The following is a 16401-nucleotide window of genomic DNA, read 5'->3' as shown; positions in this document are numbered from 1 at the left end:
GACCGGCCAACCGGTGATCATCCCGCGGCGCCGCTGAGCGCGGGTACCCACTGGGCGCTCAGAAGCGCACAGTCGGCATTCAGAAGCGCCCACTCGCCATGCCGCGCAGCGTCGACTGGGCGCTCGAGCACGCCGACTGGGCGCTCGAGCCTGCCGACTGGGTAGCGCGTCTAGGGGCGGGTGGCCGTCGCGTAGCCCGGCGGCAGGAAGTTGAAGAAGTCGCGCGTCACCGCGACTGCGTTGTTCGAGTCGGCGCCGCGGACGACGAGTGTCGCGAAGGCGAGGTCGCCGCGGTAGCCCGCGAACCAGGCGTGCGATCCACCGTCGAATTCGGCTTCACCGGTCTTGCCGTAGATCTCGCCCTGTTCGGCGATCGTCGTGCCCGTTCCCTCGGTGACCACCGCACGCATCATGGGGCGGAGCTTGTCCACGACGCCGGGTTCGAGGGCGGGCGTCGGTCCGGTCACCGTGGTGGGCTTGCCGAGGATGAGTTGCGGGACAGGACGTTTGCCGTCGTTGGCGACGGTCGCCGCCACCAGGCTCAGGCCCAGCGGGCTGACCAAGACCTTGCCCTGACCGAAGCCGTCCTCGCTACGGGCCACGAGCTCGTTGGCGATCGGGACAGACCCCGACACGGCGTCGAGGCCTGCAATCTTGTACTGCTCCCCCACGCCCATCGCCGCTGCCGTGTTGGCGAGGTCCGACGGCCCCATCATGCTGGCCAGATGGGCGAACGTCGTATTACACGACGCCGCAAACGCTTTCAGCATCGTCACGGTGCCGAGCGAGAATCTGTCGTAGTTCGGAATGGTTCGCGGGCCGATCTCGATCTCACCCGGGCACGGAACGAGCGAATCCGGTTGTGCCAGATTGCGTCTGATCGCCGTGGTCGCGGTGACCATCTTGAACGTCGAACCGGGCGGGTAGAGCCCGGTGGTGGCGATGGGTCCGCTCGTATCGGCGGCTTGGTTCTGCGCCACTCCGAGAATGCGTCCGGTCGACGGCTGAATCACGACCATCGCGATCTGAAAACGGTTGGTGGCGTTGACTGCCCGCTGTGCGGCGTCTTGGACGGCGCGCGACAGACTCAACGAGATCGACGGCGCCGGTGTGGCCGCGTGGTCGGTCAGGACGTCCGCGTCGAGTCCGTTGGGGTTGACCGTGACGACCCGCCAGCCGACGTTGCCGTCGACCTCGCTGTCGACGACCTTCTTGACCTGAGACAGCAGTGCGGGCGCGAAACCCGGGTCCTTGGAGACGAGCTCGGCCTGCTCATTGGTGACGACTCCGGGAATCGCCAATTGGTCACGGAGACGGTCGAACTGGGCTTGGTCGAGGCGCGTGATCTGGTACTCGCCGTCTGTGGCCGTCGAATCCTCGGCGATCTTCTGTGCATTGAGCGACATGCCCGTCGCGTTGAGCGCAGCGGTCAGCCGGGTCACCGAATCGGCGACGGACCCCTGCTCCGCAGCCTTCTTCGCGTCGAAGTTGACGCCGACGACCGTTCCGTTGACCATCACCTGCGAGCCATCGGCCTCGTTGACCGTCGCTCGCGGCGCCTCGACGATCCGCATCGACAAGCGTTGATTCGCACCGAGATCCGGGTGTACGTCGGTCGACGTCCAGCGGACCGACCAGCCGGAATCGCTCCGCCCCATCTTGACCGTGGCCGGATAGGTCCATTCGCGACCGCGCGGCAACTTCCAGCGATAGGTGACGTCGATGTCGGCGGTGTCGCCGTTGATGTCGGCACGACCGGCCTCCGCGGTCATCGAGGTGGCACCCAATCCCGACCATGCGCCCCCGAGTCCCTGCGCAGCCTGACCGGGATTGTCGGTCAGCGCCGCGGCGGCGTCGACATCTCGCTTGCCGAACTCCTCGAGAAAGTGCTGTGCCGCCTGACGCGGACCGTCGTCCGCCGAGGTACAGGCGGTGGCCCCGACGATGAGCGCAGCACTGATCGCCACGGGAATCAGGGAAGCGACGCGACGTCTCAAAAGCACCATCGGTAGCTGATGATAGGGCCGCGAGGACCACCCGCCGGGGAGGCTCGCCCTAGTCGACGAGGACGGTGGCGAACGTGCCGACCTCGGTGAATCCGATCCGCTGATAGACCGACCGTGCGGGAAGGTTGAAGCTGTTCACATACAGACTCGGGATCCGGCCCTGTGCCTGCACCGCCGCGGCGACCGCGGCAGTGCCACCCGCACCGAATCCCTGTCCGCGCCGCGTCGGATCGACCCAGACTCCCTGGATCTGGCCGACTCGGCGTGAGAGAGAACCGATCTCGGCTTTGAACACCACCGCGGAGCCGTCGAAACGTGCGAACACCCGCTGCGCCGAGATCAACGCGGCCAGACGTCGACGATACGACCGGCCACCATCCCCCGCGCAGGGGTCGACCCCGACCTCCCCGATAAACATTTCCACGGCAGCGGGAAGGTAGACGTCGAGATCGTCGAGGGTGACCAGGCGCACGCCCGGATCGGGTGCAACCAGCGGCGGACCCGACAGCGCGAGCAGCGGCTGCGCCGGTCGGACCTCGCGAGCGGGACCCCACGCAGAGCACAGCCGATCCCACATGGCGAGCACGTGTTCGGAGTCGCCGACGATCGACGAACAGACCCGCGAACTCGACAGGGCGCGCTCGGCAAAGTAGGTCATGTCGGCGCTCGTACCGAGCAGCGGGATGAGGTTGGCGCCCGAAAAGCACAGCGACGTGGCGGGATCGTCGGCGGTCCACAGTTCGCCGCCGAGGAGCCTCGGGTCGATACCGTGCGTCTCGAAGCGGGCAGCAACCATGCAACTGGCGACCGGATCGGCATTGAGGACGCGCGCCACCACGGGGGCGTCGCGTGCGCCGAGCGGTTTGTCGCCCAACAGCCTCAGCACGTCATTCCTCCATCGACCCGGGGGTTACGTTCCGACGACGTGCCGACCCGGTCGCCAATAGAGCAGGGCCAGCCGACTGTCGTCAGGAAACGGTCACGGTAGGTGATCCCACCGCACCCTCACCAGTTTCTCCCGATTCCTCTGCAATCCGCAGCGCTTCTTCGATCAGCGTCTCCACGATTTCGGCTTCGGGAACCGTTTTGATGACCTCGCCCTTGACGAAGATCTGGCCCTTGCCGTTGCCTGAGGCGACGCCGAGATCGGCTTCGCGGGCCTCGCCCGGACCGTTGACGACGCAGCCCATCACGGCCACGCGCAGCGGAACCTCCATACCCTCGAGCCCGGCGGTCACAGCGTCGGCCAACTTGTAGACGTCGACCTGCGCGCGGCCGCACGAGGGGCACGACACGATTTCGAGCTTGCGTGGGCGCAAATTGAGCGACTGCAGGATCGCGTCGCCCACCTTGATCTCCTCGGCGGGCGGTGCCGACAGCGATACCCGGATGGTGTCGCCGATGCCCTGGCTGAGCAGCGATCCGAACGCCACCGCCGACTTAATCGTCCCCTGGAATGCCGGACCCGCCTCGGTCACCCCGAGGTGCAGCGGATAGTCGCACTGCGCCGCGAGCTGCCGGTACGCCTCGACCATGATGACCGGGTCATTGTGCTTGACCGAGATCTTGATGTCGCCGAACCCGTGTTCCTCGAACAGTCCCGCCTCCCACAGCGCAGACTCGACCAACGCCTCGGGTGTCGCCTTGCCGTACTTCTGCATGATGCGCTTGTCCAGCGATCCCGCGTTCACACCGATCCGGATCGGGATACCCGCGTCGCCGGCCGCCTTCGCGACCTCTTTGACACGACCGTCGAACTCCTTGATGTTGCCGGGGTTCACACGGACCGCCGCGCACCCGGCGTCGATCGCAGCGAAGATGTACTTCGGCTGGAAGTGGATGTCGGCGATCACCGGGATCTTCGACTTCTTCGCGATGATCGGCAGCGCCTCGGCGTCCTCCTGCCGCGGACACGCCACACGGACGATGTCGCATCCCGACGCCGTCAGTTCGGCGATCTGCTGCAACGTCGCGTTGATGTCGTGCGTCTTGGTGGTGGTCATCGACTGCACCGACACCGGATAGTCGCTGCCGACGCCCACCGACCCGACGTGGATCTGACGGGTCTTGCGACGCGGCGCCAGTACCGGGGGCGGTCCCGCGGGCATACCGAGACCGATGGCGGTGGCCCCACCCGTGGCAGGTGCGTTCATCTCGTACTCCTCGAAGCGGATTCGGTTGTCTGCGCGGCCGTCGAATCGGGGCCGCTCGCGGCCGTCGCATCTGGGCTGACGGGGCCGCGCATCAGAAGATCTTGATCGGGTTGACGATGTCGGCGGTCAAGGTCAGGACCATGAACCCGGCCATCACGATGACCACCGCGTAAGTGATCGGCATCAGTTTGTAGTAGTCGACGACGCCCCCAGGCGCCCTGCCGAACCACCGGCGCACGGTATCGCGGCCCTTTTCGTAGCCGACGATCGCCATGTGCCCACCATCCAAGGGTAGTAGCGGGACCAAATTGAACAGCCCGAGGAACAGATTGACGCTGATCAGCAGTAGCAGGAAGACGCTCCACTGCCCGTGTTCGACGGTCTGCCCGCCCATCACCGATGCCCCGTAGACACTCACCGGGGAATCGGTTGCACGTTCACCGCCGGTCACCGCGGCCCACAGCCCGCTGACCTTCGACGGCAGCGAGACCAACGCCTTGAACGTCTCGACGAGCAGCTGGCCGGTGAACGAGAACGTCCCCGGTACCGCTGTCGCGACGTTGTAGTGGTTGACCGGCTCCGGAGGCGTATTGAGCTGCACACCGATGGCGCCGACGGTGATCGGCTCCAGCGACCCGTCGTCGGCCTTCTTCATCCGCTGCACCTGGGTGACGGGCACGTCGACCGTCACGGTCTGGCCATCACGTAGGACCTCGAGCTGTGCGGTGCCGGAGGTCTTCCACGTGGTCGTGATCAGGTCGGCGTTGTTGTCGACTCGATGCCCGTTGATCGCGACGACCTGATCGCCCGACCGGAGCCCTGCCTGCGCGGCGGGGCTGGGTCCCGAACAGGCCACCGGCTCGCCCTTGGCGTCGGTGCTCGGTGCCACGCACGTCGCTTTGTCGACGTAGACGGGTGCGTTGTTGGCGTCGGGACCGATCTTGGGCAGGCCGAACGCGACCGCCACGATGAACACGAGGACCAGGCCGAGGATGATGTTCTGCGCCGGACCCGCGAGCAACACCACGAACCGCTTCCACGGCTTCTGGCGGTACATGGCACGGTCGCGCTCGTCGTCGTCGAGCTTGTCGTAGGGAGTCATGCCCGCGATGTCGCAGAAACCGCCCGCGGGAATCAACTTGATGCCGTATTCGGTTTCGCCACGCTTGGTCGACCACAGCGTCGGGCCGAATCCGACGAAGTAGCGTCGGACCTTCATGCCCGTGGCCTGCGCGGCCCACATGTGACCGCATTCGTGCCAGGCGACCGACAACACCAGCGCAACCGCAAACAGCACGACGCCGATCGCGAAACTCACGTACTCAACTCCAATTCGACGTCCCCGCAGCAGGATCTACGGGCTGGTCTCCTTCTCACGCGGAAGCGTGTGCGACGAACTGCGCAGCGCGCTCTCGTGCCCATGCGTCGGCGGCAAGGATCTCCTCCACAGTACCTGGCTGTGCACGCCATTCATCTGCGACGGCGAGCACATCGGCGATGATCTCGACGATGCGCGGAAAGCTGATGCGTCCCGCGAAGAATCCGGCGGCGGCCGCTTCATTGGCGGCGTTGTACACCGCGGTGAGGCTTCCGCCCGCGCGCCCGGCCTCCCTGGCGAGCTCGATCGCGGGGAACACGGCGTTGTCGACCGGTTCGAACGTCCACGATGACGCCGTCGAGAAGTCACAGGGACTCGACGAACCGGGAACACGGTCGGGCCAACCGAGTGCCAGCGCGATCGGCAACTTCATCGACGGCGGAGACGCCTTGGCGATGGTCGCGCCGTCGACGAAGGTCACCATCGAGTGCACGATCGACTGCGGGTGGACCGTGACGTCGATCCGGTCGTAGTCGACGTCGAACAACAGGTGTGCCTCGATCACCTCGAGCGCCTTGTTGACCAGCGTCGCGGAGTTCAACGTGATCAGCGGACCCATGGACCAGGTCGGATGCTTACCGGCCTGCTCAGGCGTGACGTCGACGAGTTGCTCGCGAGTCCACCCACGGAAGGGCCCACCGGATGCGGTCAGTACCAGCCGCGACACCTCGTCGGATGTGCCCGCTCGCAGACACTGCGCGATCGCCGAATGCTCGGAGTCGACGGGGACGATTTGCCCCGGCGACGCGGCGCCGAGAACCAGTGACCCGCCCGCGACGAGCGACTCCTTGTTCGCGAGCGCCAGCCGAGCGCCGGATTCCAGCGTGGCGAGACTCGGCCGCAGCCCGATCGATCCGACGATCGCGTTGAGCACGACGTCGGCGTCGACGCTCTCGACGAGCCTGCACATCGCCTCCGCCCCGCCGAAGACGCCGTCGCCGAGTTCAGCTGCGAGCTTCTCCGCGGCGACCGGGTCGGCGACGGCGATCCGATCCGCTGTCAGGCCGGTCGAGCGCGCCTGCTCGGCCAGAAGGTCGAGGTTGCCGCCGCCTGCACCGAGACCGACCACCTCGAATCGGTCGGGATGCTCGGCGATCACCTCGAGGGCCTGAACCCCTATCGAGCCGGTCGAGCCAAGAATCAGTACGCGTGTGCTCACCCGACCATTGTCGCTCACCGGGCAACTCAGGCAGGCGGGTGTACCTTTCGCCAGTGTTCGGCGATCTCGATTCGTCGCGGTATCCAGACCCCGTCATGGGACTGAACGTGGTCGAGGAAACGCTCGAGCGCGGCCAACCGTGCCGGACGTCCGACGACCCGACAGTGCAGGCCGACCGACAACATCTTCGGTGATCCGTCGAGTCCCTCGCGATAGAGCACGTCGAAGGCGTCACGCAGCTGTGCGTAGAACTGCTCGCCGGAGGGAAAACCGCCGGGCGACGCGAACCGCATGTCGTTGGTGTCCATCGTGTAGGGCACGACAAGGTGGTCGACGTCCTCGATAATCCCGTCGGTGCGCTTCGGCACCTTCACCCAGTACGGCAGGTCGTCGGCGTAGCTGTCGGAGTCGTAGGCGAATCCCCCGTACTCGACGACCAGGTCGCGCGTCTTCGGTGAGTCTCTGCCGGTGTACCAACCGAGCGGTCGCGATCCGGTGATCTCGGTCAGCAGCTCGATCGCCGCACGCATGTGCTCGCGCTCGACGTGCTCGTCGACCATCTGGTAGTTCAGCCAGCGATAGCCGTGACACGCGATCTCGTCGCCGCGCTCGACGAAAGCCGCCGCGACCTCGGGATTGCGCGCCATAGCCTGCGCTACGGCGAAGATCGTCAACGGCAATCCGCGTCGAGAGAACGTGCGCAGGATGCGCCACACCCCCGCGCGCGAGCCGTACTCGTAGAGCGACTCCATGCTCATGTGCCGATTGGGAAACGACTGCGCACCGACCATCTCGGAGAGAAAGGTCTCGCTGCCGCGGTCGTTCTCGAGGACGTTGTTCTCGCTGCCCTCCTCGTAGTTGAGGACGAACTGCACCGCGATCTTCGCGTCGCCCGGCCACTGCGGATCGGGGGTGGTACGTCCGTACCCGATCATGTCGCGGGGGTAATCCTCGGTGCGGTAGTCGGTCAGCGAGCGTGTCGTCGGGAGCATGGCGGCATTCTCTCCCAGATCGCGCGTGGCCGTGCGACGGGGCAACGACGCGGCCGCTATGCTCATCGTGAACTACTACTGATCGTCGTCGGACATCTGTAGTTGGGCAGAAGTGTCAGTTGTTTCGCAGTGAGGAGCCACCGTGGCAAGCACCGAGGTCGAGCACGAGCAGCACAAGCAGATCGACACCGGCTGGAAGCACGAGCCCGAGGACGCACCCTCGGCGCGGTTCGGCTGGCACGGCACCGCGACGAAGTCGATGTACGCCGCAGGCTGGTTCTGCGTCGCAGCGCTGCTGTTCATGCTGATCGGCAACCAGGTCGGCCACGTCGAGGACATCTACCTGATCGTCATCGCGGTCGCGCTCGCGTGCATCCTGCTCTACAAGATGTTCAAGAAGAAGAAGTGGAGCTGAGCGGCTAACCGCTCGTCTCCTCGGCAGCGAGTTGGCCGCACGCCGCGGCGATCTCCTGCCCACGTGTGTCGCGCACGGTGCACGAGACCCCCTGCGCGCGCACGCGTCGAACGAACTCCCGCTCGACGTCCTTCGGGCTCGCATCCCACTGCGAGCCGGGCGTCGGGTTGAGCGGGATCAGGTTCACGTGCACCAATGACCCGAGTGCCTTGTGTAGCTTGCTGCCCAACATGTCGGCTCGCCACGGCTGATCGTTGACGTCGCGGATCAAGGCGTACTCGATCGAGACCCGACGGCCGGTGGTGTCGGCGTAATACCTGGCGGCGTCGAGAACTTCCTGCACCGACCAGCGGTTGTTGACCGGCACCAAGGTGTCGCGCAGTTCGTCGTCCGGGGTGTGCAGCGACACCGCAAGCGTCACCGACAATCCCTCGTCGGCGAGGCGTCGGATCGCAGGCGCCAGGCCGACGGTTGACACGGTCACCGAGCGCGCGGAGATTCCGAGTCCCTCCGGACTCGGCGCGGTGATCTGCCGGACAGCGGAGACGACGCGCTTGTAGTTGGCCAGGGGCTCACCCATACCCATGAAGACCACGTTCGAGAGCCTGCCTGCATCGCCGAACTCGCCGTCGCGCAACGCGCGCGCAGCCACACGCACCTGATCGACGATCTCACCGGTCGACAGGTTACGGTCGAGTCCACCCTGCCCGGTCGCGCAGAACGGGCAGGCCATCCCACATCCAGCCTGGCTCGAGATGCACAGCGTGTTGCGATCGCTGTAGCGCATCAGGACGCTCTCGAGCAGGGTGCCGTCGTGCAGGCGCCACAGGGTTTTACGTGTGCTGCCGTCGTCGCAGGCGATATGACGAACAGGCGTCAGCAGCTGCGGAAACAGCGCCTCCGCGACCGCGGGACGCGCAGAAGCAGGAAGGTCGGTCATCTCCTCGACGTCGCCGTTGAGCCGCGAGTAGTACTGCCGCGCCAACTGGTCTGCACGGAATTTCGGCAGGCCGAGATCGGTGATGACCGCGCGCCGACCGTCGACATCGAGATCAGCGAAGTGCGTCGGCGGAAGTCCCTTCTTGGGCGCGGTGAACACGAGCGGCAATGACGTCATGAATCCATTGTCGCATGTCATCATGGGTGTATGAACCACGGCGACAAGCGCAGGGCCAACCACGACGTGACCGAACCCGACGTGACGCCCACCGTCGACCCGACCGAGCATCAGGCTCTCTTGGCCGAACGGCAGGAGTTGCGGACCAAAATCGAGAAGGTCGAGCACACGCGTGCGCGCGCTGCCTTCACAGGCCTGGTCGTCGGAGCGATCATCACGATCCTGCTGCTGGTCTTCATCCTGCAGAACCTGGAATCGCAACGCATCGACATCCTGTTCTGGGAGGTCAACCTGCCGGTCGGCGTCAGCCTGCTGATCGCGGCGATCGCAGGCGCGTTGATCGTCGCGATGGCGGGAGGCGCGCGGATGTACCAGCTCAACCGGACGCTGAAGAAGGCCAAGGTCGCGACGGATCCGCCACCGGCGGCGTGAACCTCACGCACCCGCCGATCTCGGCGCGACGCCGTCGTCGAGGTGCCTGACGATCCGATGAATCGACGCGTCGCGTGTGAGCTTCTCGTCGAGCAGCGGATTGATGAGTCCTCGAAGTGCCGAGTACACCGACCACTGCCGGGGCGCGACGACCTGCCCCCTCCGTGAACGGATTGCGTCGACCAGGACTCCGGCGGCGTCGTCCGCGGTGATCCGACGATTCAGCGGCCACGGCAGTTGACCGCCGATCTCCTTTCCGATCGGGTCGTCGTCGAGCGTCGCCCGCGTCATATCGGTCTCGACGATGCCGAAGTACGCGATGCCCGCGGAGGCGCCGTACGCCGACAGTTCGATCCGCAACGCCCGCCCGAGTTGTTCCACCCCCGATTTGGTGATCATGTATGCCGAACCCCCCATCCCGGGAGCGAACGCCGCGCACGAGGCAACCAATTGCATGTGCCCTTGTGCGGCGATCACCGGCTCCATGCACGCGCGCACGGTGTTGAACACCCCGCGGAGGTTGACGTCGACGACGCGGTCGAAGGCTGCCGGGTCGACCCCGCGTAGCGTCGCCGTCGGTGGCGTGATTCCTGCGTTGGCGACAACGTGGTCGAGACGGCCGAACCTGCCCAGTGCCTTGTCGACGGCTCTGGCCATCGAATCCAGTTCGCGCACATCAGCTTCCACCGCCAGGGCGGCGTCCCCGGCGAAATCAGCACTCGCTGACTCCAGTGCCGTGGCGTCGACGTCGGTCAGCACCACGTGTGCTCCCGAGTCGACGAGGCGGTGCGCGGTGCGCAGGCCGATGCCCTGTGCCGCACCGGTGACGAGCACCACCGCGCCCCGAATGTCCGTGCTACTCATCCGAATACCGCCTCACGCGTCGTCGACACCCCGTGTCGATGTGGTATGCCCGTTCGGACGTCGAAGTCATCCCAGTTCACGTGTTTCATCGCCCGCCTGAAGGTGAAGACGTAGCCCGGCCAGAACGTGAAGTTGCGCCCCGACGGACTGAGGTAGTAGCTCGAGCAGCCACCGGTGTTCCACACGGAGTCCTCGAGGCCTTTATCGACCTCGTTCACAAACCGGGCCTGCGCCGACTGCGTGACATCAAAACTGCGGATTCCCCTCCGGCGCATGGTCTTCAGCGCGTCGATCAGATAGTCGACCTGCGCTTCGATGGTGACCACCTGTGAGGTGTAGACGACCGAGTTGGGTCCGAGGATCATGAAGAAATTCGGGAACCCCGCGACGCTCGTGCCCCGGTACGCCTTCATCTCGCCGTTGCCCCACACCTGCGACAGGCTGCGGCCGTCGGCACCGTGGATGCGCGAGAAGCCCTCCCCCGCCGCGAGCTTGAACCCGGTACCGAGGAGGATGGTGTCGACCTCGTGGACGCGACCGTCGGCCGTCTCGATGCCCTCGGCCCGCACCCCGACTATCGCATCGGAGACCACCGAAGCGTTCGGTGCGGCCAACGCCGGGTAATACCTATTGGAGAATGTCGGCCGCTTGCACCCGAAGGAGTATGTCGGCGTCAACTCCACCCGCAGCCTCTCGTCGGCCACCTGCCGACGCAGATGCCACCGGCCCAGCGCTGCAGCAGGTTTCAGTAGCGCGGGATGGCTCACCAAGCCAGGAACCATCATCTCCTGCACGAGCGAACAGGCTCCGCGCAGTCCACGTTGGGTGGCCGGCACCCGCGCGAACATTGCCCTGACGCGCTGCGGAATCGGCCGATCCGGATGCGGAAGTATCCAGGTCGGCGTGCGCTGGAACAGGGTCAGGTGCGCTACCTGTGGCTGCATCTGGGGCACGAATTGCACCGCGGATGCGCCGGTTCCGATGACGGCCACCCGCTTGCCGGTCGGCGACCAGTCGTGATCCCACTGCGCGGAGTGGAAGACGTCGCCGTCGAAGTCGTCGAGTCCGGGAATGTCGGGTCGGGACGGCTCGCTGAACGGACCCGTCGCGCCGACGAGGACATCAGCGGTGAACGACGAGCCGTTGACCGTCAGGCGCCAGACCTGCGCGAGGTCGTCCCACGACGCATCGGTGACGTCGTGACCGCACCGGATGTGGGGTGTGACGCCGAAATCCGCAGCGCACCGGGCGATGTACGCCTGGATCTCACGCTGCAACGGATACAGGCGCGTCCAGTCCGGGTTGGGTGCGAACGAAAACGAGTACAGAGCCGACGGGATGTCGCACTGCGCACCGGGATACGTGTTGACCTCCCACGTTCCGCCAACAGCTGCGGCGCGCTCGAACACCACGAGGTCGTCGAATCCGTTCTGCAAGCATCGAATCGCGGCGCCGATGCCGCCGAATCCCGCGCCGATGATCGCCACGTGAAAGTGCCGCCTGGCCGGGTCGTGTCGGGTTGGGGCTTGCTGGACTGAATCGTGCTGGACTGAATCGTGTTTGGCAGGGTGTTGTTGGGCTGAATCGTGCACTGTGTGGTTCCTCCTAGAGGTCGACGACAACGTGGTCGTCTGCTGCGCGCGAGACGCAGATCATCATCGAATCGTCGCGTTCGTCACCGATCAGTACGCGGTCGTGGTGCTCGACGGCGCCGGCGAGCACCCGCACGCGACACGCCCCGCAGAAGCCCTGCTGGCACGAGTAGCGCACGTCGGGTCGCACGCGGCGGATCGCCGCGAGGGCGCTCTCGTCTGCGGCCACATCGACCGAGCCGCCCGAGGCGAAGTCGATCCGGAACGGCCCGCCGTCGACAACCGGTGGCGGACTGAACCTTTCGCTGTGTAGTTCGCGCCCGGGATCGTGCTGCACCACGAGGCGTCGCGTCGCGGCGAGCATGCTCGACGGTCCGCACAGGTAGATCGGCGCGGTGTCGCTGGCACTGCCACTCCCGATGCCCACGCCGAGGAGGTCGGCCATGTCGGGCGGGCCGTCGACGTCGTCGGCGTGAATACGCACCCGGTCGCGATCGAGCGCGAGCAGTTCGTCGAGGAAGGGCATCGTCGCCCGCGACCTGCCGGTGTAGACGAGCTGCCAGTCGAGACCGCGCGCGTGTGCTTCGCGGACCATCGGGAGGATCGGGGTGATGCCGATCCCGCCCGCAACGAAGAGACATCGTGCGGTGGCGGCGAAGTTGAATGCGTTGCGCGGTCCCCGGATCCGCAACTGATCGTCAGCTCGCAGCACATGCATCTCCGCCGAACCGAGCCCGTCGGGTATGCGCCGCACCGCGATTCGATAGGTGGTGGTGTCGGCGGGATCGCCGGTGAGCGAGTAGTGGCGCTGCCGGTCGGACGGGGTGAACACGTCGATGTGTGCGCCGGGACTCCACACGGGCAGGGCTGATCGGTCAGGTCGGGCGAGGGTGACCAGGCGCACCCCGTCGACCGCCTCGACACTCTCGACCACGTCGAGTCGCATGTCGAATCCGACCCGCCGCACCGGATTCGGCCGCGAGAGTCGGTCGGCGAGACGCGCCTGCGCGAACACGCGAGAATAGCCCCGCGCCAACCGGTGGATCTCACGCAGGACCGGCGTCGGATTGTCGACGTCTGTGGTGGGTGGTGGAAGATAGTTCACTGCTCCGCCGCCCGCGCCGCCGGTGAGATCGCCAGGTAGCGAACGGCTTTGTCGATATCGCCCATGCTCGACGGATGGAACCCCGGGCGGAGGTACAGGTAGATCTGCTCGAACAGGAACGAGATTCCGGGAATCATGTGCCGACGTGCCGCAAGCGCGAACGCCACCGGCCACGGGCGGCGTCGAGCGATGGTCGCGTCGTTGCGATAGAGGTACGCCGCAGTCGAAAACCACAGTGCGGCAAGCCCTGTCGAGGCGATCAGTGCGGTGCGCGCACGACGAAAGTAGCCGCCGTCGACGTACTGGAATGCATCGAACGCGACGTTTCGATGCTCGAGTTCTTCCGCACCGTGCCACCGGAGCAAATCGAGCATGGTGGGATCGACGCCGACGTCGTCGAAGGCCTTGTTGTCGAGCAGCCACTCACCCACCACCGCGGTGAAATGCTCTGCTGCCGCGTAGATTCCGAGGCGCTCCGACAGCCACGCCCTGCTCGCGCGGCCGTCGGTGATGCCGTGATCGCCGAAGATCTTCTCGACCGCGAATTCGATGCGTGCCATGACGGGCCCGATCTCGACCCCGTTGGCGATCAGGTACTTTCGGAACCCCTCATGCGACGACGCGTGCGTGGCCTCCTGACCGACGAATCCGACGACCTCCTCCCGTAGTCGAGGGTCGTCGATCAGCACAAGCGCCTGCGCGAACACGTCGGCCATGGCTCGCTCCCCCTCGGGCAGGACGAGGTGCATGACGTTCCAGAAGTGCGTCGCGTACGGCTCGCCGGGGATGTACTCCAGCGGCACTCCGCTCCAGTCGAATCGAACGGGACGAGCGTTGATCGCCAACGCCTCCTCGTCGTACTCGCGTGTGCGCGCCCGGTATGCCTGCTCGTGCGCCTGCTCCTGTGGCTGTGCGTGCGTCACGGACCCTCCTCCTCGTGCCAACTCGGGGCGACGACTACGTGAGTCACGTCACCTCCCTGACGCGAACAGTGAAACACATCTTGCTTCAGTGTTTCAATAGCCGGACGTCGTTTACGCTGACACCATGTCCGTACCCGGTCTGTTCACCGCAGGGGCGGGCGTCGACGCCGCATCCGACCCGATTCTCGACGCCGCGCTCGACGTCTTCGCCGATATCGGGATCCGTCGTGCCACGGTCGACGACATCGCCAAGCGAGCGGGCGTCGGACGTGTCACCGTCTACCGCCGGATCGGCGGGCGCAACGAGGTGCTGACCGCGGTCCTGATCCGCGAGGCAACGCGCCTGTTCGCCGACGTACGCGCCGCAGCCGACGCCGCGGATACCTACGCCGACAGAGTGGTCACCGCATTCGCGACCACGGTGACGACCGTACGAGGCAACCCGGTGTGGAATCGGCTCCTCGAGCTCGAGCCCGCGTCGGTGCTCGAACAGTTGACGCTCAACGGATCGTTCATCCTCGCCGCCGCCGTGGAGGCAACCGCCGACATCCTGCGCACCCCTGACGTCGCGCTCGACGACGACGAGTTGGCGTCACGCGCGGAGATTCTGGTGCGCATCACACATTCCATCCTGCTGACACCCGAGGTGCGCGTGCCGCTGGCGAACTACGACGACGTCGAGAAATTCGCGCGCGACCACCTACTCGCGATCGCCGGCCCGGGCTGAAAGGCCCCCGTGGACCACTGACACGACGTTGCGGCGGAGGCGGTCAGAGCAGTGCGGTGAGCACGCACCACACGATGAATGCCGAGGGAAGCAGCGAGTCGAGGCGATCCATGATCCCGCCGTGTCCCGGCAACAGCGTGCCCATGTCCTTGATGCCGAGGTCGCGTTTGATCTGGGACTCGACCAGATCGCCGAGCGTCGCGCAGACCACGAGAACAGGCCCGAGGATCAGTCCGATCCACCACTGGCTGTCGAGCAGCCCCACCACACAGCCGATCGCACCCGCGGTGCCGACAACCAGCGAACCCCCGAGGCCCTCCCACGACTTCTTCGGACTGATTGCCGGTGCCATCGGATGCTTGCCGAAGAGCACCCCGGCCGCGTAACCGCCGACATCGGAGCAGACCACGACAACCATCAGGGTGGCGACGCGAGCGGCGCCGTGGTCCTGGACGACCATCATCGCGCCGAACGACGCCAGCAGAGGCAGCCAGGCGAGCACCAGCACGCTCACCGAGAGGTTCTTCAGATAGTTCACCGGCGCGTGGTTGATGCCCTGCGCCAACAACATCCACACCATCAGCACCAGGAGCGTGCCCACGAACGCCACCAGGACGCCGGTCGTCCCCCACGGCCAGCTCGACCAGATGATCGCCTGCCCGCCGACGAGCAGCGGCGGCAACGCAACGTCGTAACCGCCGTCACGCAGGCGTTTGGCCACCTCCCACGTCGCGATCGCGAAGGCCACCGCGACGACGACATACCAGAGTTTCGGTGCGAACAGCAGGATCAGAATGATCCCGATGCCCAGGGAGAACCCGACCCCGAGGGCTGCCGGGAGATCACGCCCCGCGCGCGACTTCTTCGGCTCCGCCTCGGTGGTCGTCTTATCCGCCTCGGCTGTACTGCCGTCGTCGTCGTGATTCGTCGCTGAATCGTCGGACATGGGATGTGTCGGCTCCTCGGTCACACCTCGAGCAATTCGGATTCCTTGTGCTTGACCAGCTCGTCAACCTGGTGCACATAGCCTGCGGTCGTCTTGTCGAGCTCCTTCTCGGCGCGCGACACCTCGTCCTCGCCCGCCTCGCCGTCCTTCTGGATGCGCTTGAGCTCGTCGACGGTTTTGCGGCGGATGTTGCGGATCGCGACCTTGGCGTCCTCGCCCTTGCCCTTCGCCTGCTTCACGAGCTCCTTGCGGCGATCCTCGGTCAGCTGCGGAATGGCGACGCGGATCAGGTTTCCGTCGTTGGTCGGGTTCACGCCGAGGTCGGAATTGCGGATCGCGGTCTCGATGTCACGCAGACTCGACGGCTCGTACGGCTTGATGACGACCAGTCGGGCTTCCGGAGTCGTGATCGACGCGACCTGGGTGACGGGGGTCAGAGCGCCGTAGTACTCGATGTGGATCTTGTTGAACATCGAGGGATTCGCGCGACCGGTCCGGATGGACCCCATGTCCTCGCGCGCCACGCCGACAGCCTTCTCCATCTTCTCCTCGGCGTCGAACAATGCGTCGTCAATCATGTCGGTTCCTGGTC

Annotated in this window: 16 protein-coding genes; 3 read left to right on the top strand and 13 right to left on the bottom strand. The window is 65.9% G+C overall.

Annotated features, from left to right (window positions below):
- Positions 1-170: 170 nt before the first annotated feature.
- The 6 genes from A5785_RS05525 to puuE form a co-directional block, all read right to left on the bottom strand.
- Positions 171-2006, bottom strand: coding sequence for a penicillin-binding transpeptidase domain-containing protein (locus tag A5785_RS05525; protein ID WP_064864873.1), 1836 nt, complete (start codon positions 2004-2006; stop codon positions 171-173).
- A gap of 49 nt (positions 2007-2055) precedes the next feature.
- Entirely contained in the window at positions 2056-2892 is an 837-nt protein-coding gene (locus tag A5785_RS05520; RefSeq protein WP_005204938.1) for a GNAT family N-acetyltransferase, read from the bottom strand.
- Positions 2893-2974: 82 nt separating this feature from the next.
- Positions 2975-4159 carry a flavodoxin-dependent (E)-4-hydroxy-3-methylbut-2-enyl-diphosphate synthase gene (gene ispG / locus A5785_RS05515; RefSeq protein ID WP_064864870.1) on the bottom strand — a complete coding sequence of 395 codons (1185 nt, stop codon included), beginning with the start codon at positions 4157-4159 and terminating at the stop codon, positions 2975-2977.
- 91 nt (positions 4160-4250) lie between these two features.
- Entirely contained in the window at positions 4251-5477 is a 1227-nt protein-coding gene (locus A5785_RS05510; protein ID WP_005204941.1) for a M50 family metallopeptidase, read from the bottom strand.
- Positions 5478-5532: 55 nt separating this feature from the next.
- Entirely contained in the window at positions 5533-6696 is a 1164-nt protein-coding gene (gene dxr, locus A5785_RS05505) for a 1-deoxy-D-xylulose-5-phosphate reductoisomerase (protein WP_064864866.1), read from the bottom strand.
- Between the two features lie 26 nt (positions 6697-6722).
- Complete coding sequence (gene puuE, locus A5785_RS05500) at positions 6723-7688, bottom strand: allantoinase PuuE (RefSeq protein ID WP_064864921.1); 966 nt, start codon at positions 7686-7688, stop codon at positions 6723-6725.
- 142 nt (positions 7689-7830) lie between these two features.
- On the opposite strand from puuE, the gene A5785_RS05495 reads away from it, so the two are divergent.
- Positions 7831-8103, top strand: a complete 273-nt coding sequence (locus tag A5785_RS05495) for a DUF2631 domain-containing protein (protein WP_005204949.1) — start codon at positions 7831-7833, stop codon at positions 8101-8103.
- Positions 8104-8107: 4 nt separating this feature from the next.
- On the opposite strand, the gene rlmN is transcribed toward A5785_RS05495, so the two are convergent.
- Positions 8108-9220 carry a 23S rRNA (adenine(2503)-C(2))-methyltransferase RlmN gene (gene rlmN / locus A5785_RS05490; RefSeq protein ID WP_064864917.1) on the bottom strand — a complete coding sequence of 371 codons (1113 nt, stop codon included), beginning with the start codon at positions 9218-9220 and terminating at the stop codon, positions 8108-8110.
- Between the two features lie 30 nt (positions 9221-9250).
- On the opposite strand from rlmN, the gene A5785_RS05485 reads away from it, so the two are divergent.
- Positions 9251-9652, top strand: a complete 402-nt coding sequence (locus tag A5785_RS05485) for a LapA family protein (protein ID WP_064864861.1) — start codon at positions 9251-9253, stop codon at positions 9650-9652.
- 3 nt (positions 9653-9655) lie between these two features.
- Here the strand turns inward: A5785_RS05485 and A5785_RS05480 are convergent, their stop codons facing one another.
- The 4 genes from A5785_RS05480 to A5785_RS05465 form a co-directional block, all read right to left on the bottom strand.
- Positions 9656-10516: a short-chain dehydrogenase/reductase gene (locus A5785_RS05480; RefSeq protein ID WP_064864858.1), complete on the bottom strand. Its 861-nt coding sequence runs from the start codon at positions 10514-10516 to the stop codon at positions 9656-9658.
- Positions 10513-12003, bottom strand: coding sequence for a flavin-containing monooxygenase (locus A5785_RS05475; RefSeq protein WP_064864855.1), 1491 nt, complete (start codon positions 12001-12003; stop codon positions 10513-10515). The genes A5785_RS05480 and A5785_RS05475 overlap by 4 nt, the downstream gene beginning before the upstream one ends.
- Positions 12004-12121: 118 nt before the next feature.
- On the bottom strand, positions 12122-13213 hold the full coding sequence (locus A5785_RS05470) for a PDR/VanB family oxidoreductase (RefSeq protein WP_064862233.1): 1092 nt from the start codon (positions 13211-13213) through the stop codon (positions 12122-12124).
- Entirely contained in the window at positions 13210-14136 is a 927-nt protein-coding gene (locus A5785_RS05465) for a metal-dependent hydrolase (protein ID WP_064864851.1), read from the bottom strand. Before A5785_RS05465 ends, A5785_RS05470 begins: the two co-directional genes overlap by 4 nt.
- A gap of 124 nt (positions 14137-14260) precedes the next feature.
- On the opposite strand from A5785_RS05465, the gene A5785_RS05460 reads away from it, so the two are divergent.
- A complete protein-coding gene (locus tag A5785_RS05460) occupies positions 14261-14863 on the top strand; it encodes a helix-turn-helix domain-containing protein (RefSeq protein WP_064862231.1) in 603 nt (200 codons plus the stop codon).
- Between the two features lie 43 nt (positions 14864-14906).
- Here A5785_RS05460 and A5785_RS05455 read toward each other — a convergent pair whose 3' ends face one another.
- Positions 14907-15809: a phosphatidate cytidylyltransferase gene (locus tag A5785_RS05455; RefSeq protein ID WP_064864913.1), complete on the bottom strand. Its 903-nt coding sequence runs from the start codon at positions 15807-15809 to the stop codon at positions 14907-14909.
- A 20-nt stretch (positions 15810-15829) separates the two neighbouring features.
- Complete coding sequence (gene frr / locus A5785_RS05450; protein ID WP_005204967.1) at positions 15830-16387, bottom strand: ribosome recycling factor; 558 nt, start codon at positions 16385-16387, stop codon at positions 15830-15832.
- Between the last annotated feature and the right edge of the window lie 14 nt (positions 16388-16401).

The sequence above is a fragment of the Gordonia sp. 852002-50395_SCH5434458 genome, from assembly GCF_001665905.1.
Taxonomy (GTDB): domain Bacteria; phylum Actinomycetota; class Actinomycetes; order Mycobacteriales; family Mycobacteriaceae; genus Gordonia; species Gordonia jacobaea.
The sequence above is the reverse complement of the archived record's forward strand: the minus strand, read 5'-3'. Positions and strand labels throughout refer to the sequence as shown.